This window comes from Nostoc sp. (assembly GCF_036919495.1).
In the GTDB taxonomy this organism is placed as follows: Bacteria; Cyanobacteriota; Cyanobacteriia; order Cyanobacteriales; family Nostocaceae; genus Nostoc.
Genome location: NZ_JBALBZ010000006.1, coordinates 1 through 25,545, shown reverse-complemented (window position 1 = coordinate 25,545; position 25,545 = coordinate 1). Strand labels below are relative to the sequence as shown.

The 25,545-nt window shown below is 42.6% G+C and carries 21 protein-coding genes; 4 read left to right on the top strand and 17 right to left on the bottom strand.

Annotated elements, in window-relative coordinates; translation table 11 throughout:
- Positions 1 to 520 precede the first annotated feature (520 nt).
- The 3 genes from V7K25_RS00385 to V7K25_RS00375 all read right to left on the bottom strand — a co-directional run bounded on the left by V7K25_RS00385 (position 521) and on the right by V7K25_RS00375 (position 2,466).
- The gene (locus V7K25_RS00385) at positions 521 to 1,135 is read right to left on the bottom strand and encodes an anti-sigma factor family protein (RefSeq protein WP_335154064.1); all 615 of its coding nucleotides are present in this window, start codon (positions 1,133 to 1,135) and stop codon (positions 521 to 523) included.
- A gap of 157 nt (positions 1,136 to 1,292) precedes the next feature.
- Positions 1,293 to 1,949: a sigma-70 family RNA polymerase sigma factor gene (locus V7K25_RS00380; protein ID WP_322649601.1), complete on the bottom strand. Its 657-nt coding sequence runs from the start codon at positions 1,947 to 1,949 to the stop codon at positions 1,293 to 1,295.
- A 376-nt stretch (positions 1,950 to 2,325) separates the two neighbouring features.
- The gene (locus V7K25_RS00375) at positions 2,326 to 2,466 is read right to left on the bottom strand and encodes a hypothetical protein (protein WP_335154062.1); all 141 of its coding nucleotides are present in this window, start codon (positions 2,464 to 2,466) and stop codon (positions 2,326 to 2,328) included.
- Between the two features lie 279 nt (positions 2,467 to 2,745).
- On the opposite strand from V7K25_RS00375, the gene V7K25_RS00370 reads away from it, so the two are divergent.
- A complete protein-coding gene (locus tag V7K25_RS00370; protein WP_442948043.1) occupies positions 2,746 to 3,723 on the top strand; it encodes a L,D-transpeptidase in 978 nt (325 codons plus the stop codon).
- A 66-nt stretch (positions 3,724 to 3,789) separates the two neighbouring features.
- Here V7K25_RS00370 and V7K25_RS00365 read toward each other — a convergent pair whose 3' ends face one another.
- The 13 genes from V7K25_RS00365 to V7K25_RS00305 all read right to left on the bottom strand — a co-directional run bounded on the left by V7K25_RS00365 (position 3,790) and on the right by V7K25_RS00305 (position 21,915).
- Positions 3,790 to 4,329 (bottom strand): late competence development ComFB family protein, encoded by a 540-nt coding sequence (locus tag V7K25_RS00365; RefSeq protein WP_335154058.1) that lies wholly within the window; start codon positions 4,327 to 4,329, stop codon positions 3,790 to 3,792.
- A gap of 120 nt (positions 4,330 to 4,449) precedes the next feature.
- A complete protein-coding gene (locus tag V7K25_RS00360; protein ID WP_335154056.1) occupies positions 4,450 to 5,364 on the bottom strand; it encodes a M23 family metallopeptidase in 915 nt (304 codons plus the stop codon).
- 855 nt (positions 5,365 to 6,219) lie between these two features.
- Positions 6,220 to 6,918 (bottom strand): DevA family ABC transporter ATP-binding protein, encoded by a 699-nt coding sequence (locus V7K25_RS00355; RefSeq protein WP_335154072.1) that lies wholly within the window; start codon positions 6,916 to 6,918, stop codon positions 6,220 to 6,222.
- Positions 6,919 to 6,999: 81 nt separating this feature from the next.
- Complete coding sequence (gene devC, locus V7K25_RS00350; protein WP_335154070.1) at positions 7,000 to 8,172, bottom strand: ABC transporter permease DevC; 1,173 nt, start codon at positions 8,170 to 8,172, stop codon at positions 7,000 to 7,002.
- A 161-nt stretch (positions 8,173 to 8,333) separates the two neighbouring features.
- Positions 8,334 to 9,530 carry an ABC exporter membrane fusion protein gene (locus tag V7K25_RS00345; protein WP_335154068.1) on the bottom strand — a complete coding sequence of 399 codons (1,197 nt, stop codon included), beginning with the start codon at positions 9,528 to 9,530 and terminating at the stop codon, positions 8,334 to 8,336.
- Positions 9,531 to 10,186: 656 nt separating this feature from the next.
- Entirely contained in the window at positions 10,187 to 11,428 is a 1,242-nt protein-coding gene (locus V7K25_RS00340) for a pentapeptide repeat-containing protein (protein ID WP_335154054.1), read from the bottom strand.
- Between the two features lie 309 nt (positions 11,429 to 11,737).
- A complete protein-coding gene (locus V7K25_RS00335) occupies positions 11,738 to 13,702 on the bottom strand; it encodes a hybrid sensor histidine kinase/response regulator (protein ID WP_335154052.1) in 1,965 nt (654 codons plus the stop codon).
- Positions 13,702 to 14,178, bottom strand: coding sequence for a response regulator (locus V7K25_RS00330; RefSeq protein WP_335154050.1), 477 nt, complete (start codon positions 14,176 to 14,178; stop codon positions 13,702 to 13,704). Before V7K25_RS00330 ends, V7K25_RS00335 begins: the two co-directional genes overlap by 1 nt.
- Complete coding sequence (locus tag V7K25_RS00325) at positions 14,175 to 17,684, bottom strand: PAS domain S-box protein (RefSeq protein WP_335154048.1); 3,510 nt, start codon at positions 17,682 to 17,684, stop codon at positions 14,175 to 14,177. The genes V7K25_RS00330 and V7K25_RS00325 overlap by 4 nt, the downstream gene beginning before the upstream one ends.
- Positions 17,685 to 17,688: 4 nt before the next feature.
- Positions 17,689 to 17,928, bottom strand: a complete 240-nt coding sequence (locus tag V7K25_RS00320) for a helix-turn-helix domain-containing protein (RefSeq protein WP_335154046.1) — start codon at positions 17,926 to 17,928, stop codon at positions 17,689 to 17,691.
- Between the two features lie 370 nt (positions 17,929 to 18,298).
- On the bottom strand, positions 18,299 to 19,438 hold the full coding sequence (locus tag V7K25_RS00315; protein ID WP_335154044.1) for a pentapeptide repeat-containing protein: 1,140 nt from the start codon (positions 19,436 to 19,438) through the stop codon (positions 18,299 to 18,301).
- A gap of 112 nt (positions 19,439 to 19,550) precedes the next feature.
- Positions 19,551 to 21,026 (bottom strand): pentapeptide repeat-containing protein, encoded by a 1,476-nt coding sequence (locus V7K25_RS00310; protein ID WP_335154042.1) that lies wholly within the window; start codon positions 21,024 to 21,026, stop codon positions 19,551 to 19,553.
- A 295-nt stretch (positions 21,027 to 21,321) separates the two neighbouring features.
- Positions 21,322 to 21,915 carry a pentapeptide repeat-containing protein gene (locus V7K25_RS00305; RefSeq protein ID WP_335154040.1) on the bottom strand — a complete coding sequence of 198 codons (594 nt, stop codon included), beginning with the start codon at positions 21,913 to 21,915 and terminating at the stop codon, positions 21,322 to 21,324.
- A gap of 338 nt (positions 21,916 to 22,253) precedes the next feature.
- On the opposite strand from V7K25_RS00305, the gene V7K25_RS00300 reads away from it, so the two are divergent.
- Entirely contained in the window at positions 22,254 to 23,468 is a 1,215-nt protein-coding gene (locus tag V7K25_RS00300) for an FAD-dependent oxidoreductase (protein WP_335154038.1), read from the top strand.
- A 115-nt stretch (positions 23,469 to 23,583) separates the two neighbouring features.
- Here V7K25_RS00300 and V7K25_RS00295 read toward each other — a convergent pair whose 3' ends face one another.
- The gene (locus V7K25_RS00295) at positions 23,584 to 24,063 is read right to left on the bottom strand and encodes a beta-lactamase hydrolase domain-containing protein (RefSeq protein ID WP_335154036.1); all 480 of its coding nucleotides are present in this window, start codon (positions 24,061 to 24,063) and stop codon (positions 23,584 to 23,586) included.
- Positions 24,064 to 24,752: 689 nt separating this feature from the next.
- Here V7K25_RS00295 and V7K25_RS00290 point away from each other — a divergent pair.
- Together V7K25_RS00290 and V7K25_RS00285 are read left to right on the top strand one after the other, a co-directional pair.
- Positions 24,753 to 25,250, top strand: coding sequence for a GNAT family N-acetyltransferase (locus V7K25_RS00290; RefSeq protein WP_335154034.1), 498 nt, complete (start codon positions 24,753 to 24,755; stop codon positions 25,248 to 25,250).
- Between the two features lie 124 nt (positions 25,251 to 25,374).
- A partial coding sequence (locus V7K25_RS00285) for a TetR/AcrR family transcriptional regulator (protein WP_335154066.1) occupies positions 25,375 to 25,545 on the top strand: 171 nt, incomplete at its 3' end.

Here is a 25,545-nt window from a genome sequence, read left to right as displayed (position 1 = left end):
GATATGGCTTTCGTAACTTTAGCAATTTTAGATTACGCAGTTTATTAAACTGGCATTTTAGTATTGATTCTCCATAAAACTAGCGGAAGAACCATAAATTTTACAACTTTATTTTTAGAGATGAGTATTAGCGTTAACGGTAATATAATCGTTTCAGCACTTAAAATTGTACAACTTTTTTATACTTCTACAGCTTTGCTAATGCGCTATCCAGCGATGACGCTAGGAAATAGCCAAGTTCACGGATATTTACTCTCTTTTTCCAACCCAAGAATTTTAAATGAATTAGAGTGCTGGAAGATTACCAGCCGAATAAACAACCACCAGAAAACCTCTATAATCGACAAATTATCGAGGTTTATGAGTCACAGTAGCTCCTCTGGGTTGGGCTTGGGTTTATTTAATTGACTCTAGACCGAGTTTGACCAATTAGAAGGCATCCTCCAACCTGACGGCTGGTGGAGTGGCTGTGGTTTAACCGCAAAGTACAGCTATAATCTGTGAACTATTAATTTTGCGATTAGTTTATGTCCTGTTTGGAGTCGTGCTGTTGCGGCTGTAGCGGATAAATTGGATTTTCTGGAGAAGCTACTGCTGCTTTAGGAATTTCAATTACCGGGTTATTTAGCCCCACCATCAACGGGGAAGGTGGAATTATAGACGCTGAAGATGTTTGTATCGGTTCTGTTTGTGGTCGTTGTGCCAGTTGCGGCACTCTCGAACCAATAGGTACTAAGCCAGATACTGCACCGATTACACAAGCAGCAACGGCTGCACCTCCCGCCATCCAGTTTAAACGAGAACGGCGGCGCAAACGTGTCAATACTTGCCCAACTGTTACTTCTGGTGACTGTTGGGCTGTGGGCACTGGGAGAGTCCGCAAGCCTTGGCGCAGCTTTAAAAGCCGAGCATACAAGCATTGAACTGAGGCATCATTTGCCAGCCATTCTTCTACTTGCCTGCGTTCTGTAGCTGTGACTTCACCATCGAGATAAGCACTCAATAACTCGAAGCGATCGCGCTTCACCATATCCATAAGACCCGTTGATTCATTGGTATGCTTGGCCATTCCATCTGACAAATCTTGAGGAAGTTGCAAAGGAGAACGGTCGTAAAACTGAGAATCAGTAGTCATCTTAACATTATTACCAATTCATACACGGGTAAACTGGGCGGGAGATTCGGAGAAATTAGCCAATTTTCCTCCTTAGGGCAGAAGCGATCTACGTCTTTGGTGTAATTCTTAATCAATCCTTAAATTCTGCCAGTGGGCAGAGGCAAGATACTGTAAATTAGGAGTCTAAATAATTCTGCAAGTGAGTTTGCAGCCTCGATCTAGCTCTGGCTATTCTTGACTTGACAGTTCCTAAGGAAACTCCAGTGATTTCGGCAATTTCTTCATAAGCCATGCCTTCGATTTCTCTCAGGACAATGGTAGTACGAAACACCTCTGGTAAATCCGCGATCGCTTCTCGCAGTTGCTCGTAAAATTCTCTAGTTGTCAGTTCTTCTTCAGGGCCGGGAGTATCACCAGCGATTTCCCAATCCATCTCGCCGTCCTCTAACGAACGCGGAGCATCCAGTGACAAAGGACTCATAACCCGCTTGCGTTTCCGCAACTCGTCATAAAACAAGTTGGTGGCAATGCGGCTTAACCAGCCCCGAAATTTGGCAGGCTCTTGCAATCGGTTAATATTCCGATACACTCGAATCCAAACTTCTTGAGCTAAATCGGCTCTGTCAGCCCAATCTGGAGCCAGGTGGTATAGAACTCTATCAACTTGACTTTGATAGCGGCGTAATAGTTCTGCAAACGCAACACGATCTGGTCGCAGTCCCGCTTGACAGCGCAAAATTAAATCGTGGTTAGGGAGTTTGTCAACTTGTACTGATGCTTCTGGATACTTTGCATCAACCGTTGACCAGGATACAGAGATCGACTGACTCATAGATCGTAGTGGCTCTAAATCATCCCTATCTATTAGACCTGCTAATGGGACAGAAGTTCCATGCTAAGGTGACGGATTTATGACTGGAACACTGAGGCAAACAATTTTAGATACATTTATAGCAATAAAGAGGGCCACTTTTTACTTATACTGCTGGCATAGTTAGCCAAGACCTATTAACTAATAAAAGCGCGGTAACATGCACATTTTGGTACTTTTCGCAACTGAGTATATACGCTTGATAAAAATAATTAAATCTGGTTATAAGAATGAAGATAAAACTTTTGTAATTCTAACTTCTTAATACCTTTAAAGTAGAGGTATTAATTTCTGGAAGTTGGGTTGCTGTAGTGACTATAATGGTGATTTATTTTTTTCACTTTATTACCAGAATAGCTGCTGATTGTTCTGGTTGTGACCCGTAGGTGGCACCATTATGTTGCTCTGGTACACGAACTTGAAAAAGGAAATTGAGGGAAAATGTAATTGTGACTGCTAAGAATAGTTTTTCAAACATGATTTTTCTCCCACCGACACCACTAAGAATTGATTACTACATTTCAAAAGCTGCACCAGAAAGTCTAAGTATTGGCTTACAACCCCCAGAACTTTGGAGGAATGAGGTTGGCCACTTGGAGTTTTGCTGCTGGAACAATTTGCATAGTCTTAGTTTGCCCAGAGGTGTTGGCAGATTTATAACAGAAATGATAAGTATTGATAAATTTTTGATGATCGGATGATGAACTCATCGAATTACTCGGCTGGATATGTCAGGGATAAATAATAGGCGATGGCAATGGTAAGAAATGAATCTGTAGGGCGGATGGTAATGTTGCTCTGTTTTGGCACAGCATTTTTATCTTTAGCTGTCCATTGGCGCATTACTACGGCAGAACGGCAGTCTGATAAGTCTGTATCTACTGCGATGCGGCGAGATTCTACCCTAACCAATCCTAAGGGAAGCCGCCCAGAAGGAGTCTACAAAAATCTTTCCCAAGTTAGTTTAGGGGAAATTGCACTGGGTGCATCTGTGCCAGTTGATGAAGCCACCCAAGGCACAACTGCCCAGAGGATGTTTAGACCAAAGTCCTCTGCTATTAAGCCTCAAACTAAGTCGGAAGTAATTAAAAAAAAGAATGTAGCGAAAGCAACTAAGTCGAAAATAATTAAGAAGAATTTAGCGAAAGCGACTAATGTAGGCGCAATTGTCCCCCAAACTCAGCCCCAAATCCTTAAAAAAGATGTAGCTAAAGAAACCGACCTACCAACTAAGACGCGGTTGGTGGCACAAACAGAAAGACAAAATCCAGTTACAGATAGTTGGCCAAAAAGTATATGGTCTCAGGCTTCAGCCCAACAAGTACCATCTAATAGGCTAGCAGATACTAAGACGCAAGTAGTGGTTGATTTAAGCGATCGCCGGACTTATGTATACGCAGGAGATGAGGTGATAGCCAGTTACCCAATCGCTGTAGGTAAGAAGGGTTGGGAAACGCCTACAGGTTCTTTCCAGGTGATTCACATGCGACACTATCCAATTTGGCGTCACCCGATTACAGGCAAAGTATTTGAGGCTGGTACGGATAGCCCGTTGGGAGACAGATGGATTGGTTTTTGGTCAGATGGACGGAATGAAATTGGCTTTCATGGCACGCCAGACATTGACCTGGTGGGAACGGCTGTATCCCACGGCTGCTTAAGAATGCGTAATTCTGATGTTCGATTATTGTATGAGCAAGTGAGTTTAGGAACAAAAGTGTTAGTACGTGAATAATTATAAAGTCATTAGTTCTTTGTCGTTTGTTTAAAACAAATGACCAATGACCAATGACTCTTAAAATTATAATTTTTGCTCAAAGTTAGGTGCGTATGTCTGGAGTAAAGCACTAACCTGACGTACAACTTCATTGCCAGTGTTTTTGCCCAAGGCTTGCCGTTCTGGGAAGAAATTGGGTCGATCGAGGTAACGGTCAATCGCCTCACTTACTTGCTGAGAAATTAAGTCTTGCAGTTGTGCCTGGGCTGTTTGGCGCTGGAAGTGAGCACCTTCTTCTGTAGTAGCATATAGAGGTGGTAGCCTGTTGAGGGCGTAAGCAGCAATATCGCCGACATCTAGAGAAGTTTCGCTAGTGGCTTCAATTTCTGCGACTCGGGCGATCGCTTCAGTCAGTACCAATTCTTCCATAACGTTAATGAATTGTTTGCGAGGTACCGCCACTACCTCACCAGTCAATAGCGATCCCATCAGCCGATCCAGCGCCATATACTCTTCAATTGAGAGTTCCGAGGCGTTGTCACATATCCTACCGACTTCTGCTTCCATTGCTGGTGTCAAATAACCATCCTGGAGAGCTTGTTCTACAATTTTTTCGATGCTCATAATGCTTATCATCATTTAGTTAGCAAAGCTTGGTAGGGACGGTATTAACCCAATTTCTTTTGCCTAATTCTCAGCAAAAAACACACAAATTATCCACAGACGCGATCAATTCCGCCTCTACTAATTAACGACCTTAGTTCGCCAAGGTGTTGGATCAACAGATTGTCCATTGACATACAGACCCCAGTGCAAATGTGGCCCCGTAGCAGCACCTGTTGAACCTACTGCACCAATTAGTTGACCAGCTTTCACAAAATCACCTTCTTTAACGTTAATACGACTCAGGTGCATGAAAATACTGGTTACTCCTTGACCGTGGTCAATGCCAACTACGTTACCGTGTATCCGAAATCCTTGGGATACCCTACCTACCAAAGCAACTCGCCCAGAGGCTGGGGCAATTACCGGTGATCCGGCAGCACCAGCGTAGTCAAGACCACGATGATAGTAGTCTTTTGCAAATGTACCATTATAGTAGCGACGTACACCATAGTTTGTACTCATCCGCCCTGTATTTGGCTTCAGAAATACTCCATTCCAATACTTTTCTGGTGTTTGTAGTGCCTTGAAAGCTGCCACACGCTTAAGTTCATACTCTGTGGCATCCACTCCAGCTTTACCAGGTGGCAAAGTAATGCGTTGTACGGGGAACTTGCGATTAAGCACATTCACTGCCAAGTTTTGTACTTGACCATCTCCTGTAACCCGAAGTGTTCTAGTTCCAGCTTTTTCTAGTGGAGTTGTGGGAACAAAAGCCCGATACTGATTGGGGGCAATTTCAAAGCTTGGGTATATATTCTTACCACTAGCTACTGTTGGATTTGTACTATTATCGGGATTATCTCGATTAATCTCTACCGAGATTGTATCCCCTAATTTAGGATTAGTTGGAGTAATTTTGACTTGTAAAGCATCTACAGGCAATGCCAAGGTGAGAGGGAGAACAGCAAATATTCCCTTTAACACATTTATTGCTTTGACATTAAAACCGAGCAACTTCTTGTTTAAACTACTAGCGCTATTCTCAATAATCATAGAGCTACAAAAATCCCTTGCTTGTGTTGCAAAATAGACTAGCTTATTTCTATTAGTGTTTCGTGTTTGAAGTAGATGTTGTTGAAAACCATAAATATTGGGAAATCCGTCAGTGACTTATGGATAAAACAAAGGCAGGGGTAAGAGACAAGGGAGAATGATTTGTAACTGTAATTTAGTGAATTGGTATTAACTTTAATAACCAAGGTGTATTCGATTGGCAATAATCTTAAAATTCAACTAGATTTATGTCAAAGACGCTCTCGTGGCTTGCTATAGGTATAATTTGTTAGGCAACAAATGAAACCTGTTAGCGTTTAACTATTAGATAATAATACTTGAATAAATTCTTAGAATCAACTGGACACTTGTCCAACTGGACACTCATACTACACTGTTAGGTTAAACTTGGTGTAGTTAAATTACCAAACCAGGTAAAGCAAGAGCAAGGGGAAAGCGTCAGAAATAACCCCAGAAAATTTAGGCAAAGCTAGATTTGGTAAGCTGTTGAGCATTTAAGTTGCACAATTAGGGTGGGCATGTTGCCCACCCTATCATAGATTTTATTGATGGATAGTATAAATTATTTCTAGGATTTTCAGTTTATTTAATCTTAAACCTTATTCATACAATATGTAACAAATATTACTAATATTGATATGGCGGTTCTCGGTTGAATAGGTAGAGAACCCCTCCCCCAGCCCCTAGAGCAAGCGAGGAGCTTGCTCTGATGTACTTACCTAATGTGATTAGGAAACGCTACTATATAGGGTGTCGAGTCTAAGATAAGAGTTATTTTACAAAAAATTTTCTGATTCCGAGTTGAGAAGCTAGAGTAATAAAGGCTTATCAACTCTAAGCTGATAGTTTTACTTTTGGCTTGAGTTTGCCATCTTCCATGTGAACGATGCGATCGGCAATATCTAGGATACGGTTGTCATGAGTAACCATCAAGATGGTACAGCCTTGTTCTTTTGCCAGTTTTTGCATGAGATTGACTACATCTCGTCCCGATTGACTGTCGAGGGCGGCTGTGGGTTCATCGGCTAGAATTATTTGAGGATGACTAACTAAAGCACGAGCGATCGCTACTCGTTGTTTTTGTCCTCCAGACAGTTTATCAGGATAGTAATGCAAATGATTTCCTAATCCTACGTGTTCTAGCATTTGTGCTGACCTAGCTAGCATCTTTTTTAAGCCAAGATGTTTATGCAATTCCAAAGCCATTTTGACGTTTTGGAGTGCTGTTAAACTACCATGCAAGTTATGTGATTGGAAAATATAACCGTTACGGCGTCGCGCCTGTACTAGTTGTTCAGTAGTAGAGCCACAAAGTTCTCGTGCCAACACCCGCAAGCTACCAGATTGGGTAGAACGTAATCCACCTACTAAGGTCAGCAAGGTAGTCTTTCCAGAACCAGAGGGCCCAGTCATAATAATAATTTCGCCGACGTTAATCTCCAAGTTGATGTTAGATAAAACTTGCTTACGGAGTGAGCCTTGACCAAAATGGTGGTCGAGATTCTGGATGGAAATGATGGATTGACTAGTCATAAATAGATCGATTACTCGTGACAATCGTCATTGGTCATTTGTCCTTTGTCCTTTGTCCTTTGCAAATGACCAATGACAAATTTAAAACATGTCAGCAGGATCGGTGGCTTGGAGCTTGCGGGTGGCGATCGCACCGGAAATTGCACACATAATGATAGTTAGCACTAATACCTGCAATGCTCGAATCACAGTCATGTACATGGGTAAATTTGTGGCGCTGCGAGTCAGTTGGTAAAGTGCTAAGGATACTCCTAATCCAGGGAAGAAGCCCAGTGCTGCCAATATCAACGATTCTTCAAGTACTACACCTAGCAGGTAGTAATTGCGATATCCCATTGCTTTAAAGGTGGCGTATTCCCGAACGTGGGCATTAACATCGGCGGAAAGGACTTGATAGACGATAATCACGCCCACCACAAAGCCCATCGATACACCCAGGCTGAAAATAAACCCAATTGGGGAATTCGTTCTCCAGAAGTTGTTCTCAAATTCAATAAATTCGGCGTGGGTTAAAACTTTGACATCATCTTTTAGGTAGGCTTTCAATGTTGCAGCTACCTTTTTCGAGTCATAACCTGGTTTTACCTTAATCAAACCTAAACTGACACTGCTGGATTGTCGCCCAGAAAATAGCCGCAAAAAGTTTTGATCGCTGGTAATCAAATTGCCATCAGAACCAAAGGAAGCGCCGACTTGAAATAAGCCACTAATGGTAATTGTGCGCCGTTCTATTTCGGTAGTTAAGGTTTTACCTTGGTCAATTTGAGCGATCGCTTTTTGATAATCTCCTCTAGCACCACGATCAAACAAGACAGCACCTGGTAGCTTGATTGTCTGCAATTGCTGGTTAACATCGGGTAAGTCAAAGGCTGGCTTATCTGGATTAAACCCAATAACTAATACTCCCGCCTCACGGTGTGTTTGAGGATTTTTCCAGATTGTGTTGTTGAAATACATTGCTTCTGCTGACTTCACCCCTGGTATATCCATTGCTTGGTAAAGTCGCCGCCGAGAAAATGTAGACAAGCTTGGCAAGTTACGGGCTTGGGGACTGGTTAAAAGAATGTCTGCTTGCAAACTGCGATGCAGTCTAGTGTTACTGTCATACAGCGCAGTCTGAAAGCCCAGTTGCATGAACATGAGAAGATCCGCAAAGGCAATCCCTGACAATGCCACTAAAAGACGGCTTTTTTCATGATTCAGTTGCAGCCATCCAAGAGGGGTTCGCCGTCGCAGTTGTTTAATCAATCCCATCATAAGAGGTGGAGGGCAGGGGGCAGGGGGCAGGGGGCAGGGGGCAGGGGGCAGGGGGCAGGGGGCAGGGGGCAGGGGGCAGGGGGCAGGGGGCAGGGGGGGCAGGGGGCAGGGGGAGATGGAGAATAACTTAAACTAATGCCCAATGCCCAATTCCCAATTCATAATTCAATTACTGCTTTAACTTGCATATTGGTTAAGGTGGCGGCTTTTTGGCTGGAGGCTTCATCTAGTCGAATATGGACTTCGACTACTCTGTTATCGATATTGTTAGCAGGATCTGTGTTAATAACATTCTGCCGTCGCACTTGTAAGCCCTTGCGATCTACGATTCCCTGCAATTCAATGGAGAGGGAATCGCCAAATACTCGCACTTGCTGCCCTGAACGCACTTTGTCGATATCGCTTTCGTAGACTTCGGCTATCACATACATCTGGTTAGTTTGTCCGATATCAGCAATGCCATCATTTGATATTAATTCGCCAGGATGGGTATGGATCTCAAATACCTGTCCATTTTGAGGCGATCGCACTTCGGCCTGTTTTAAATTGACTTTTGCCAGATTCATGGCTGCTATGGCACGATTTACTTCTGCTTGGGCAGCTTTTATATCCACTCCGGGCACTTCGGCGATTTCATCGAGTGTTGCTGTGGCTTCTTTAATCTTTTGCTGGCTAGTTGATTGAGTCCGATTTAACTGTGCTTGTGCTTCTTGCAAGCTTTTTTGAGCGGTTTCCAAGTTTAAACGCTTGTTATCTCGTTGGGAGGCGGAAATTGCGCCCTGTTGATATAGCTGTTGATATCGTTCATCTTCTGCTTGGGCGTTACGCACTTCGGCTTGGAATCGCTCAATTGTCGCTGCTTGGGCATTAATATCACCTTGGCGTTCTGCTCCTAAGCGAGCGATCGCAGCCTTTTGGGCGGCAATTTCACCGGGTTTAGCACCTGCTTGGGTGCGGTTTAGGTTTGCCTGGGCTACTTTTACTTGTTCCTGTGCCTGTTCTAATTCTGCTTGCAAGCGATCGCGGCTGTTCAAAATCGCAATCACCTGTCCTGCTTTTACCCTATCCCCCTCCTTCACTAACAACTTTTCTACCCGACTTCCTTCCGCAGACACCGCAGCAGAGAGTTTAATTACTTTTCCCTGTGGTTCAATCCACCCTAAAGCGGTTACTGTTTTTAACTGTGGCAATTGTGTTGCTGGCACTTGTGCTTCCGAATTTGCATAATTTTGCCAGTTTTTTAGTATATAAAAACTTATTCCACCAATTGATAAAAATGCAATTATACCTATACCAACGGATAGACGCAGAATAGACTTAGGGAACATTCTGTACCCTAGCTTTGAGTTTCGCACCATAGATTACCTCTTAACTAGTGGCGCAGAAAAAACTAAATAGTTATTGTTAATCTTTCGATTCCGAATTCATTAAAAATGGTAATTGTTGATAATTTACCAACCTACTGCAATTTAGCTGGGATAATAACAAGTCACTCTCCGGTATTAATAGACTTATGTTTTTGATGAAATACTTTTGTTTTTTTAAAGTACTCAGGTATAGTAAATGTTTTCAAAATCGCGGGTTGTAACAGCGCCAACAATTAGAGACAAATTCAGTCCAAATAATATTTTTGTCAGAAAATACAAACAAATTAATTCTAATTTATAAATAATATCTTTAAATTTGAGATTTATATAACCTTGAGTGATATATTTAACTCCTGAAAGCTATTTTTATGAATTGTCTTTTAAATTGGACAATCCGTTTGCTACCAATAACCGATCATTTCCACAGTCATTGCACCTCACCTCCAGCCCCTCCCTGCCCTTCGGGCTACAGTGTACACACAAGTTTTCTAACCAGAATATTTATCAGGTTTTTGGCAATTTTTGAGTTTTTGGTACTAAATTTAACATAGTTCAAAGGGTTGTTAGCAACCGCATCTATATAAAAAAACCCGCGCAAGCGGGTTATAACAAAAGGCTTAATTGGCTAAAATTTTAGCTTTTTGTTACTTCCAGCTTTTGGGTATTTTAAAGTTTTCTGGTAAGATTGTTGTGCGATCGCCAAGTGCCTGTTCAATCTGTTGTAATTCAAGGTTTTCACATCCGCTCAAGTTTGCTCTAGAGAGGTTAGCTTCTTGGAAGTTAGCATCTTGCAGGTTAGCTGTACTGAGTAACACAGCTTCTAAGTTGGCTCCGGTAAGTTTTGCGTTTTGCAAGTTACTACCAATTAGATTTGCATCTTGAAGGTTGCTATCCTCAAGGTTCACTCCTTCCAAGTTGGCATCACAAAGGATTGCTCCTTCTAAGTTGGCACCACAAAGGATTGCTCCTTCTAAGTTGGCATCACAAAGGATTGCTCCTTCTAAGTTGGCATCATAAAGAACTGCCTTCGAGAGGTTCGCTTTTCTGAGGACTACGCCTTGGAGATTGGCTTCTGGGAAGATTGCTTTTTGCAGGTTGGCTTCATAGAAGATTGATCCACAAAGATAGGTTATTGATAAGTCTGCCTCTGAGAGATTTGCTCGGGTAAAATTGACCCATTGCAAGTTAGCTCCTACGAGAATTGCCCTAGAAAGGTTTGCTTCGGTTAAGTCTGCATTACTGAGGTCTGTATTGCGTAAATCTAGTTTCTGGTTTACCGGATCTTTATGTGAATCGCGTCGTCCAATGACAGTCAAAGCTGTTTGAATATCTGTAGGAAGTTTTGATGAGTGCTGTGACTCTTCCTCATATTTCTGATTTATTGGGGCATTCTCGCGGATAAATGCAGCAAGAATTTCCATAATTGTCCAGTGATCTTTGTGAGAATCTCTGGCAATTCGCTCTAAAGCATAAATTGCAGCAAACCGCGTTTCAATCTTTTCATTTCCCAACTGCTCAATTGCTTTAGAAAAACGTTCTGGAACAATTTCTTCTAAACTTTTTTGGGTGTTCTTAATATCAGTTACGATGTTGTTGTCCCAAGCTAGTGCCCCAGAAAGCAGTTTGCTTAACACACTCTGATTTTCACTAAAAGAGAGCCTGGAAGTATAGTAGGCATTAATTATTAATGCTAATCCTCCAATGATTATGGCAACAGTTGTTAATGCTTGATTAATATATTCTATTTTTTCTTGATTTGAAAATCCTGCAATGTTTTCAAAGAATGAAAAAATTAGAGTTAATGTGAAAATAAATATAATTGAGAGAAATACCAAGAAAGTCGTGAGTCCATTTGTCTTTATGAGAGACATGTCATAAGTCTTCATATCTGACTCCTTACGGAAGTAAATTTAGGTTGATTTTAAGACGATATTTAAGGTTATGATACAGTACAAACACGTAACTAGTTGACAGATCCTTAAATCTACTTCATAGAAATTATCTATAAAATCTTCCATAAGTTATTTTTCAAACATCCTCTGAACTACCGTGGATAGTGGTAGAGAGATAACATGGTTGGGCCTGAAGCAAAGCTATTCCAAGCATTTGAAACGTTTGTACTTAGCTATGAAGAATAGTTTAAAAATTTTAACATTAATGAGGTTCATCTAATTACTCAGGTTTATCGCAAATACCTAAGTAGATTGGACTAGATTAGAAATCGCCATGAGCAATTCGTCTGGTGCTACAGGTTTAACGATGTACTGTTGAAAGCCTGCTCTTAGGGCTTGCTGCTGATTGATTTCGCCTGCATAAGCAGTTAGAGCGATCGCTGGAATCTGTTTTTCCCCTATTTCTGCTTCTAGAGTCCGCACCTGTTTTATCAGCATATAACCGTTCATCTCTGGCATCCCAATATCGCTGAGTAAGATATCTGGCTTTGATTGTGTTAGCGCTTGTAATGCTTCGTCTCCTGATGCTGCTGTGGTAACGATCGCTCCAAACTCTTCTAGCACAAAACTGAAAAAGTCGCGGGTATCAGCATTGTCATCTACAATCAGGACTTGTAAACCCATGAGGGAAGAGAAGGCAGAAACGGCAGTTGAGGAATCATCATTTGTGTCATCCTTGATTGTTGCAGCTTCCTTGAGCCGTGGTAACCTAACTGTGAAGATAGCTCCTTTGTCCTCGCCAAAACTTTCGGCCCAAATCGTTCCACCGTGCATTTCCACCAAGTGACGAGCGATGGCTAAACCTAACCCTAGCCCACCAAACTTTCTAGTTGTTGTACCGTCACCCTGACGGAAATAGTCAAACACATGAGGGAGAAAATCAGGAGCAATACCTTTGCCTGTATCGCTGACGGTAATCTGCACTTGAGCGTCGATGCACTCCAATCGCACATTTACTTTTCCTCCAGTGGCTGTAAACTTGACGGCATTTGATAACAGGTTCCAGAAGACTTGCTGTAAGCGGGCTGAATCACCCAAAACTTTCCCTTTCGGATCGAGCGCCGTCTCAATCTGAATGGTTTTTGCCTCTGCTGCCAAATGCACTGTTTCCATTGCAGATTCAATGGTAAATGCCAGATTGACTGGCATCATTCTGAGGTTGAGTTTGCCTTGGAGGATGCGAGAAACATCTAGTAAATCTTCAATTAGTTGAGCTTGTAACTTGGCATTGCGTTCAATAGTTTCAAGGGCTTTTTGCAGCGATATCTCATCAAATTTACGGCTCTGCAACAGTTTTGCCCAGCCGATAATCGGATTCAGTGGCGATCGCAATTCATGAGAAAGTACTGCTAGAAACTCATCTTTGATTCGGTTAGCAGCCTCTGCTTCGGCCCTTGCTCTTTGCTCAAGTTGCAAAAGGCGATCGCGTTCTGATTCGGTGCGCTTGCGATCGGTGATATCAGTTAACATAGCGATCGCGCCCAAGAACTCATTTTGTTCATTCAAAATCGCTCTCGCAGAAATCAGTGTCCAAATATACGAACCATCCTTGCAGCGCAATCGAGCTTCTTTAAGATCGCTCCCTTCTTGCTTGTGCCACTCTAGTTTTTCTTCGGCTGCTACCCCATCAACGCGATCGATAAAATTAAGCATAGAACGACCAAGCATTTCTTCTGCCGGATAGCCCAACATCTCACAGAGCCGTTGATTCACAAACTCTGTTCGTGATTGAGAGTCAATCATCCAGATTCCCTCGTAAGAGGTATCAACAATTCGGCGATACTTGGCTTCACTCTTCTGTAATGACTCTTCCGCTTGCTGGTGCTCCCGGCGCTCTTTAGCTTCCCGCAATGCCCGTTGCACTGAGGGAACTAACCGCCCTAATCGTTGCTTTAATACATAATCGGTTGCACCATTCTTCAAAGCTTCGATCGCTAATTCTTCACCCAGTGCGGCAGAAACAAAGATAAAAGGAACCTGTGGACAACTATTTCGGGCAATTTCTAAAGCTGAAATTCCATCAAAAGATGGCAGGGCATAATCGGCAAGGATTAAATCGAAAGTCTCTGCTTCCAAAGCAGCCAGGAAATCAGCGCCAGTTTCAACTCGTATTAGTTCGCAATTAATTCCGCCTTCAGTTAACATCGCTTGGGCAAGCTCTGCATCTAACAAACTGTCTTCCAAAAGCAGGAAACGGAGTTGATTCATTAGTTCTTCTCCTGTTGACGATGAGGTGCTGGAGGTAGAGCGCCAACAGGGGGCTGATTAATAACTGCCCAAAACAGTCCCACACCCTTGATAGCATCGGCAAACTCATGGTAATCAAGAGGCTTGACGACATAAGCATTAACGCCTAACTCGTAGCATCGAACTAAGTCTGGCTCCTCACGAGAAGAAGTTAGCACTACCACTGGAATCACTCGCATTATTGGGTCAGATTTTAGTTCTGCCAGCACTTCTAATCCATCAATTTTAGGTAGTTTTAAATCGAGCAGCACCACAACCGGATGCCCTTCCATCCGCAACCGGAACAACCCCCGGCGATAGAGATAATCTAGTGCTTCCTCTCCATCACGCAGTACCACCACTTCGTTGGCGAGATGATTTTCTGATAAAGCGGCCAAGATTAATTCTGCATCGTTGGCACTGTCTTCAATCAGCAGAATTCGCCTAAGTTCTTTCATTCGCCCTCCTTCTTTGACAACTTAGGTAGCGAAAAATAGAAGGTGGCTCCATTGTCAACTACAGAGTCTGCCCAGACTCGACCATTATGCCGATGAATGATGCGTTGCACGTTTGCCAATCCAACACCTGTACCTTCAAATTGTGGGTCGCTATGCAGGCGTTGAAATACTCCGAATAGCTTGTGAACATATTGCATATTAAAACCTACGCCGTTATCTTGTACAAAAAAGACAACTTCGTTTTCATTGTCAGTACTGCCAACAGTAATTTCTGTTGGATTTCGAGTCTGGGAATATTTTACGGCATTGTCTATGAGGTTGCGAAGCACGAGCCGCAGCATGGAGGGGTCGCCTTGCACTTCTGGCAGTAACTCTATGTGCCAATTGATTGTGCGTCCTGGGATTTGGATTTGCAAATCGCGTTTTATTTCTTCCACTAGTTGCTCTATATTAATGTTGATGTAGCGCATTTCGGTGCGCCCCATGCGAGAAAATGTGAGCAACTCATCTATTAGTATTCCTGCCTGTTTGCTCGTTTCTGCAATTATTCTTAAATAACGCTGACTTGTTTCATCTAATGTACTTGTTGAGCTATGCCGCTTCTGAAGCAATTCTATAAATCCGGCGATGTGGCGAAGCGGCGATCGCAAGTCGTGAGAGACTGAATAAGAGAAAGATTCGAGTTCTTTGTTGGCGGCTTCGAGTTGGGCTGTGCGCTCTTGAATCCGTTGCTCTAGCATTTCATTGAGTTGTTGCAGCGCGGCTTCGGCAACTTTGCGATCGTGAATGTCGCTGGCAACGCCCACCCACTTGATAATCTGTCCAGCTGCATCTCGAAATGGCAAACCCCGGACAAGATGCCAACGATAGCTACCATCAGAAATTCGACGGAAGCGAATTTCTGCTTCGTAGTTTGTAGCATTAGCAACAGCTTCCATCGAAGTTTTAAAGACCCGCTCCCGATCATCGGGGTGAATGATATCAATCCAGCCATATCCAGCCGTCTGCTCCATTGTCAATCCACTGTAATTAAACCAGTATTGATTGCAATAAGTAATACCACTCTTGCTATCGCCCATCCAAATGGCCTGTGGCGACACTTCTGTTAAAATTCGGTAGCGCTCCTCGCTGTCACGTAGCGTTTCTTGTGCCAGATTGCGATCGTGGATATCTACACAGGAGCCGATATAGCCGAGAAACTCCCCAGTTGGTGCAAACCGAGGGACACCAGTATCGAAAACCCAACGGTATTCGCCATCATTGTGTCTGAGGCGATATTCTATATTAAATTTTTGTCGGGCATCAAAGGCATTGATGTATGTATTTAAGCAACGCTGAAAGTCATCAGGATGAATACCTTCAGCCCACCCATTGCCCATTTCTTGCTCTAGAGTCCGCCCGGCAAAATCTAGCCAGGGTTTATTAAAGTAGTTACAAAGTTTGTCAGTACCGGACATCCAGATTAGTACGGGAGTGGTGTCTGCCATCTGGCGAAAGCGGGCTTCACTTTCACGCAACACTGCTTCGGCAAGTTTACGTTCGCGCAGCGCAGCTTGCTGTTTGCTAATGTCGGCAACCAGTCCCAGCATCCGTACTGCTTCCCCTTGAGCATTATGATAAATATGACCCCGTGCCCAAATCCAGCGTAATTCTCCATCAACACGGCGAATGCGGCACTCAAAATCCCAGATATTTTGATTAATTAGAGCAGTCCGAAATTTGGCATCAACCAAAGGGCGATCTTCAGGTAAGACATGCTCCAGGAAAATGTCGTAAGTCCATTCGGGTAGGAGAGACTCGTAACCAAAGATTTGGTCGTGTCTTACGGAACGGCGAACAGTCTGGTTCCTTAAGTCCAGATCCCAGTCACCCAATTCTGCGGTTTGCAGCGCAAAGTTTAGCCGCTCATTGCTCTCCCGCAATGCCTCCTCTGCCTGCTGACGTTCGCGCAGCGAAGCTTGCTGTTCGCTGATGTCAGTAACCAATGCTGCATACCCTTCAACGATTCCCTCTTTATTAAACTGGGGAACGTATATAGCATTAATATAACGTGTGCCGCCATCTTGATAAAGAACTTGACTTTCAAAAGTGACTTGCTCTCCTGCGAGTACTTGTTCTACATAGGGACGAAGCACTTGATATGCGGATTCACCCACAACTTCCCAAAGATGCTTTCCATAAACTTCTGCCGCCGAATGCCCAAACCATTCTTGATATGTTCGGTTATTGAAGCGGTAGCGTTGTTCTGAATCTACAAAGGTAATCAGAGCTGGTAGTGTATCTGTAATCAGGCGAAGTTCTGTTTCTCGTTGCCGCAGTGCCTCCTCCATCTGCTTACGCTTGGTGATATCGCGCCAGCAGTTAATTGCACCGATAATTTGACCTTGGGAATCCCGAATTGGTACTACATTAGCGCTGGCTGTAATCCGGGTTCCATCAGGACGTTCAATGATGCATTCTTCATCGCGGATTGTTTCACCGTTGCGCGTAGCACGGTATAAAGGCAGTTGTTCTGGGCTGGGGCGCGTTACACCATCAGCCAAAAAAACACCGTAAGACTGAACGTAATCGCTAGAAGTCATGCCAACGAGGGATTCACCAGGTCTGCCCAAAAGCTCTTGCGCGAGTTTGCTGTTGGCGATGATTCGGAAATCAGGGGGGCCGCCAGCGATCGTAATTCCCTCTGGGACGTGTTCTAAGAGCATTTGCAGGATGCTTTGGGCAACTTCAGCTTGTTTGCGATCGCGTAGCGCGGCTTGCCGTTGGCTCAAGTCAAGAACAAAACCAATGATTGTCCTATCTCCCTGCTTGACAAAGCCAATTAAGACGGGAACTTGAGAGCCATTTTTACGGATGTATTCTTGCTCAAAGGGCTTACAACTCCCAGTAATTCTCAGTTCTTCAATTGCTTGCTCACTCACTTCAATGTATTCGGGTGGAGTAATCTCGTCCCAGCGAATTCTACCAGAGCGCAAATCCTCGCTTGTATAATTGAGCATTTGTAGAAAGGCATCATTGGCTTCAATGATTAAGCCGTTCAGATCAGCCACAATTACGCCAATAATATTAGACTCTGTTAAGCGACCAAACCTTGCCTCGCTTTCGCGTAAAGACTTCAGACTTGCCTCCGCTTTCTGTTGGGCTGTGCGGCGTGATTCGTTGAGCGAACTAATTAACCCTGCTGCCAGCATGAATATGAGCAGAGGTACTAATCTACTTAGATTTGTAATGTTATGCGAATAGAATGGCTTAAAAAAGAAGTAGTTAATTGCCAAAGTAGACAAAACGGTAGCAAGTAACCCCGGCCCCAAGCCACCGTACCAGGCACTCACCATCACCGCAGCAAAAAACAGTGCCGCAGGCGTTGGGGTGAGATATTGATTGAGCAGCAGAGTTGTCCCCAGTGCTAGGGCAACGGATAGCAAAGCAACAGCATAGTGCAGCAGTTGCTCTCTACCGCCAGCAAAAATGTTTTTAGGTTCCGATGCCCTCACTTTATGAGCCATAACCCTACTCTGCTTCTGGAAAACTCTGGGTTAGCAGCCTTTTGCCGGGTTTACTCATCTGCCGTAACATTTCTTTTATTAGTTTTAGTGCTATCTGTGAAGGCATTGTATGCCTATTCTGCCAACGTTTGACTGGTTTTAATGAAACCTCTAATTTAGTAGCAGACTGTTTCTGAGAAAGATTGAGTTGCTGCCGAAGCTCCCGAATTAAATCTAAAATCTCCAGCCGCTTTGTTACAGACATCTCCTTTTCCTATTCCCATTGAATGACTAGGATAGGACAGGTGTTTTATTGTTTATCTCCTGCTTAGGGAATATTTCTTAAGTTATACCAGTAAGCTGGGTTTCGCTGTCACTCTAGCTAATCTTCTATCTTAAAAGGCTCAATGTTCGAGTAAAAAGGCTCAATGTTCGGGTTCAAAGGCTCAACGTTCGAGTAAAAAGGCTCAACGTTCGAGTAAAAAGGTTCAACGTTCGAGTAAAAAGGTTCAACGTTCGAGTAAAAAGGTTCAACGTTCGGGTTCAAAGGCTCAACGTTCGAGTAAAAAGGTTCAACGTTCGAGTAAAAAGGTTCAACGTTCGAGTAAAAAGGTTCAACGTTCGAGTAAAAAGGTTCAACGTTCGAGTTCAGAGGGTGAAACTTGAGCTTTCCAATGTTCGGGTGGTTGAAGATTTTCCGGTAGGATGGTTGTGCGATCGCCAATTGCCTTTTCAATCTGCTCTTGTCCTAGATTTTCGGCTTCAGAAAGATTTGCCCCTATCAGGAATGCTTCTTTGAGATTTGCTCCGTCAAAGTCTGCTCCTTCCAAGTTGGCTCCTTCCAAGTTGGCTTCTTGCAGGTTAGCTTCGATAAGGTATGCTTTTTGCAGGTTAGCTCCCTTGAAGACAGCCTTTTGCAGATTGGCTTCCCAAAGCTCTGCCCTTCGTAGGTTGGCTCCAGAAAAAAATGCTCCTTGCAGCTTGGCTTCCTCGAATACAACCCATTGCAAGTTAGCTTCCATAAGATTTGCCCCTTGCATCTCGACTTTCGTGAGGTCTGCTCCCCTGATATCGATATTATGTAGATCAAGCCACTGATTTTTCGCGTCATTCTTAGGGTTGCGCCGTCCAATGACAATAAGAGCTGCTTGAATATCCGTCTGAAGTTTTGGTTTTTGCTCTATCTCCTTTGGTTTTTGATAATTCCGAGTATGGACTATTATTAATGAGTCTGTATTTCCTGTATTGTTCTCGGAAAAATCCTTCAAAGGTGCATTCTCTCGCACAAAAGCTGTCAGGACTTCCATGATTGTCCAGTGATCATCTTTAGAATCTTTGGCGATTCGTTCTAAAGTATAAATTGCCCCTAATCGCGTTTCAATCTTTTCATTTCCAAGCTGTTCAATCGCCTTGGCAAAGCGTTCTGTGATTTGCTTGTCTTGTGCTATATAAGCATTTTTCAGTGCAGCTTCAGCATTTTTTAAAGCAGCTTTAGCGCTCTCATTGGCAGCTAAAGCACTTTTATCCATAGCTTCCCAACGTTTGGCTGCATAGAACGCATTTATTAATACTGCAAATCCGCCGAAAATTGCTCCAAGAGTTGTTAAGGCTTTAGTTCCATAATCTAGCCTTTGCTCTGTTTCCAAACCTTTAGGATTCAAAAATGCAAAATCAGAAAATAAAAATATCAAGAGAACGGCAATTAAAAAGAAGATAAATATAACAGCTAAAATTATCAACCAATCCTTAAGTGTGTCTGTCTTATTATCAGACATAAATTAAATTTCTTCCTCATCTCCCAAATATTTACGGAGACTTTTGGTAAAAACTATAGCATTAAGTGAAACTGGTAGAATGCGCCCAAATAACTAATGATGCTGTGATAAATCAACTTGATTGTCGCCAATCTGTCGGTACTTCTATATAATCAGGTAGACGAGTGGTGCGATCGCCAAGTGCTTTTACAATCTGGTGCAACTCTAAGTTTTTCGCCCCTGTTAAAATTGTCCCTTCTAGTTTGACATCACTCAGGTCAGCTTCTGAAAAGTTAGCTCCCATCAAGTTTGCCTGAGTCAGGTTAGCTTGATAGAAAGTCGCCTTATACAGGTTAGCTCCGATGAGGTTTGCTTGATACAGGTCAGCTTCCGTTAAACTGGCTTCTGAGAGGTTGGCAAAATAGACTTCTGTTTGGTGGAGTTTGGCTGCATTCAAGTTAGCCCTAGAAAGGTTAGCTCCATTCAAGTTAGCCCCTGAGAGGTTGGCACCAATCAAACCTGTCATCTGCAAGTTGGCTTTACCCAGTTTTGCTCCTTGCAAGTTAGCTAAAAATAGCTTTGCCCCTGAAAGGTTGGCGATTTTTAAGGTCGCTTGTTGTAAGTTAGCTTTATAGAGATTTGCTCCTTGCAGATTAGCTACACGCAGACTTGCTCCAGAGAGGTTAGCTGAACGCATGTTTGCCCCACTAAGATTAGCGCGGTTGAGATTAGCCCAACAGAGGTTTGCTCCACAAAGGCTAGCTTTTAGTAATTTGGTTTCATAGAGATTAGACCTCACGAGTTTAGCGCCGTTTAGGTCAGCCTCACTCAAGTCTGCTCCCCGGAGGTCAGCGCCACTCAGGTCAGAGCCACGTAAGTCTGCTTGTTGCAGATTAACTCCTAGCAAGTCTGCCCTTCTAATGTCGATATTCCGTAAATCAAGTTTTTGATCTTTTGGGTCTTCGAGTAAATTACGTCTGCCGATGACAGTTAAAGCTGCTTGAATATCAGTGCGGATTTTGGGAAATTCTTCATGGAGGTTTTGCTCCAACTGCTGTGTCGGAGGCGACCCACCTCTGCGCCTACCTGAGTAAGCTGCTTCTTGATATTCCAAGTTTTGTTGCTCTACCTTTACCTGCTGGATAGGTGTATTCTCTCGCACAAAGGCAGTGAGAATTTCCATAATTGTCCAGTGTTCCTTGGAAAAATCTTGAGCAACTCTTTCTAATGCATAAATTGCGCCTGTTCGGGTTTCAACTTTTTCATGACCAAGCTGGGCAATTGCCCCCATAAAGCGCTCTGAAATCAATCTGTCTTGATTAACTTTTGCATTTTGAATGCCAATTTCCAGGTTTTTCTCAGCTGCGATCGCATTTTGCTGCATCGCTTGGGCCCGCTTTGCTGAATAATAAGTATTAAACATAACTGCCGATGCCAGAAAAACTATTGCAGTAGTTGTTAATGCTTGGTTTCTATACTGAATTTTTTCCTGAATTGACAATTCTTTAATACTGGATAAAACAAAAAAAATTACAGTCAAAGAGAAGCCAAATATAACTGTTATGGTTATCAACCAATTCAAAAGAGCGTCTGTCTTTTTAGAAGACATGGTAACGATTTTCCTTACAACCTAGAATTATTACTTAGATGGTGAGGAAAAATAGTATAGCATTTAGCAGAAAATTATAATAGGTGTCAACCAAAAGGCAAGAGGAGGTAACCCCATCAATAACTGCTTCTTCGTTGAACAATCATAAAACTTACGCACAGATGAAGAAAAATCGAACCACGGAGGCACAGAGAACACAGAGTAATAAGAGTTTGAGAGGTATTTTGCGTAAGTCCTGAATCATTTAAAATCAGTGATTTTTTACTTTTGACTTCAGCCTTGCAAGAATAGTGTTTTAGTCAGAGAATTTAGCTTCTCTGAGGTTTGCCCCATCGAGTATGGCATCATTGAGAACTGCTCCATGCAGCCCAGCTAGATATAAGCTTGCACAATGGAGGTTAGCCCCTTCTAGGTTAGCTCCTTTTAGACTAGCTGCACTGAGAATTGCTCCTTCGAGATTAGCCAAATATAAGTTAGTACTTTCTAGGTTAGCTGCACTGAGAATTGCTCCCGCGAGATTAGCTTCTGTGAGGTTAGCTCCAGCAAGATTAGCTTGATAGAGATTTGTCTGTTCTAGGTTCGCCCTATTTAAATTTGCTCCTCTTATGTCCGTGTGACTCAAATCAAGTTGCTCATTCTCTGGGTCTTTGTTTACATCTCTTCTAGCGATAACGGTAAGGGCTGCTTGAATATCTACACGAAGTTTTATTGACAGGTTGCTCGTTAATTTCTCTTGGGGCATATAAGGAGCATTTTCTCGTACAAAGGTGGTAAGAATGCCCATGATTATCCAGTGGTACTGTGGATGATTTTGGGCAATTTGCTCTAAATCACTAATTACAGCGACACTGGTTTCTATTGTCTTATTCCCTAGTTGTTCAATTGCCATTCTTAAACGTTTTTTTAGCGACTGATGCTGAGTTTGGTTAACTTTTACCTTAAAAGCATGTATCCTCAGACATATTTTTGATATCTGACTGTTATTTGTTGGTAAAATATTTTTTATGCCTTGAAAAGCATTAATAATTACTGTCAACATTCTTAAGTGATAAAATGAGGTTTAAAAAATTACTTTTACTCACTACTCTTCATTCTTCACTATTAAATTAACCCCGATCGTGATGATTTATGAAAACCACTAATTATAAAGGATAGCCTTCTTTTACCAGATACGCTAGGCAACAAAAAAATCTTACAACTCAAATAGTATTGTTATTAACTACTTCAATGCAGCAAAAATTACAGCCTATATTTAAAGACTTGGTGCTGATTGGTGGCGGTCACAGCCATGCAATTGCCCTGAAAATGTTTGGGAGAAAGCCTTTATCTGGTGTCCGTTTGACGTTGATTACCGCAGCCAAAAATACAGCCTACTCTGGAATGTTACCAGGACATATTGCCGGATTTTATAGCCACGATGAATGTCATATTGACTTGCGACCTTTAGCTAACTTTGCTCAAGCACAGCTGTATATTGACAGAGTAGTTGCCCTAGACTTAGAAAATCACAAAGTTCTTTGTGCTAACGGACTTGTGGTAGATTTTGATGTACTGTCTATTGATATTGGCAGCACTCCAGCCACAGTGTCTGTATCAGGTGCAGCAGAATATGCGATCGCAGCTAAACCAGTATCGCAGCTATTGGAACATTGGTATAGACTAATTGAAGCTGTAAGTCAAAATCCTCAAGAACCAATTAGCATTGCGATCGTTGGTGGTGGCGCTGGCGGTGTAGAATTGGCGCTATCGATGCAATCTCATTTACATCGCATTTTACGTCAAACTCAACAACCAATTCAAAACCTGGAAGTTCATTTATTCCAGCGTGGCACAGAACTGATGCCCAATTACCATTCATCAGTGCGCTATCAAATTCAGCAAATTTTAACCGCGCGAGATATTAAGCTACATCTTGGGGAAACTGTGTGTAAAGTTTCACCTACACCATACAGCGAAACTGAAAAAATATTTGAGATTAAATGTGAATCTGGCTTGATAGTGGAGTGTAATAAAATTTTTTGGGTAACACAAGCATCCGCACCCAAATGGTTAAACAGCGCTGGACTAGCAACTGATGAGCAAGGTTTTATTTTAGTAAAAGATACGTTGCAATCTCAAACGCACCCGCAAGTATTTGCTGCTGGTGATATTGCCACAATGGTAAATCATCGGCGTCCGAAAGCTGGGGTATTTGCTGTTAAGCAAGGTAAACCTTTATTTGAGAATTTACAGCGAATTGTATTAGGTAAGCCGCTCAAACCCTATAAACCACAAAAACAATATTTGAGTTTAATTGGTACAGGAGACGAACGAGCAATTGCAACCAGAGGCGCTTTTACTTTACCACCTCACAAACTATTGTGGCATTACAAAAATTGGATTGACTGCCGTTTCATGGAACGCTTTCGTAACCTCCCAAGTAGCAAGAGTAAAGTATGTTAGCGCAGTCTAGCTGAGTAAAAAAAGGTCTTACTAAGCAAAAACGCCCCTCTTCGACGGGCGAGAGGGACAGATAACGACAGTTCAAGCTAGGGAGAGGTTTATCAAATTGGCTGTTTCAGCAAATAGGCACAACTACTTTCGCGTGTTTGTTAACGTAGTCCACAAATAATTGCTTCAGCCGGGGACTAACACCAGCGTGTTCAAAGAATCCAAAACCCAGATTCTTAGCTTTTGCCAAAGTTTGTTCTGCTGTTAGTCCTTCCTGGATAGCGATACTTAAGAGGGCAATTCCAGTTGAGCGCATCCCGGCTGCACAATGCACCACTGCTGGTTTAGGAATTTCTTCGAGTGTCGTGAGGATTTTGGTAATAGCCTCTTCATTTAAATTTTTTAAATCCACCTTGAGTGGAACATTAGTATAATGCAGCCCCAATGCTTCCGCTACTTTTTGCTCATCCTTAGAAAATCCTAGCTCATCTGGCGATCGCAGATTTAGAACGGACTTAAAACCTTCTTGGATAGCTTGCTCAAGCTGTTTTGGTATAACTTGTCCTGTTGTTGTCAAGTTTTCGTTAATCTGTATGGCGTTGATCACATTCACTCCTTTTCAATTACTAATGGTTTCTAGCTTGGTAAATAGTCAAATCAGCAAGCTTTAAGAAGAAATTCAGATAAGCACCGCAAAATTAGCCAAATATCAAAAGATATTGCTGGATTACTTCAAAATACAGATTTTGAAGCTGGTTATTTTATTGCTTTATCCATAATATACGGTTTACCGATAGGGTTAATGGTGTTTAAAACTTATTATAGGTTTCGCGTATAAAATTACCGTAGCTTATAGTTTAGGAGTTGTCATCGATTGAATTACAGGGAGCAGGGCGCGGGGGGCAGGGGCAAAGACTGAGACGGAGCTTGTACTTTGCCCCTGTTCAAGCGGACAAAGAATGACGGGGCAACTTTAGGAGACGCTCCGCGAACTACTCTTCGCTTTGCTCCACGCTCTTGGGAAGGGCTTGCTCCCCCAGCTAAGAGCTTTCTTCCCCCCTGCCTCTTCGGTGACTTAATTGCAAACTGCTAAGATCGGTAAAGCAGCTAAGAATTTGGTTAGTTGATGTGTTGCTATGTCTACGACGGTTACGTAGCTCTGTCGTACTCCTTGGAAAAGCAAGCTACGTGCAGCGTCTTGTAGAGAAGTACGGGCTACACCTACGCAACTAAAATTTCTTCATAATATACTAAAAAGTAGAACAGGCATGTAATCTGAATACCAGCCCTGAACCTATGAACGCTAACGAAATATCTCTTCGGCCTGCCCAAGAAACAGATGCGTGGGTGCTGAGTGCAATTCATATTGCTGCCATCAAAGCTCTACCTGCAACTTTCTACACTCGAAAAGAACTTTTAGCTTGGCGTAATAAGCGTGACAAACCTGATGGTTCAAATATCTTGAAGAGGATGAAAGTGGAAACTTTCTGGGTTGCGATCCAGGGAGATGTTGTAATAGGTTTTGCTAGTTTTATTGTTGATGAACTTATCGGACTGTATGTCCATCCTAAATATCAAGGTAAAGGGATCGGGCGTGCTTTAGTCCAACATTTTTGCAATGAAGCAACTAATCAAGGTATAAATAAGGTAATTACAACTGCTAGCCTCTATGCCGAAGGCTTTTATTTACGGCTGGGATTTACTGCCATCCAAAGAGCGCCTCATTATTTAAGAAGTGGAATAGTTGTCCCAGTTACTAAAATGAGTAAAGTATTAGCTATTGCACCAAAATAAATTTAAGCCGATATAAAAAGATTTTCAATAACTTTAAAAAGACTGCTATCAAGATTATTTTTCTTCAAATTGCGACAGCTTTTTCCACATAACATATCATGGAAATAAGTACTTGCTAGCATAAATGAATAAAACCATCCGATCATCAGCTCTTACCCGTACACGTTTGATAGAAGCCGCCTCGCAGATATTTGCTAGTTTAGGTGTTCAAGGAGCAACTACCCGTGAAATAGCTCGTGTTGCTGGTGTGAATGAGGTGACTTTATTTCGCCACTTTGCTAGCAAAGAACAACTT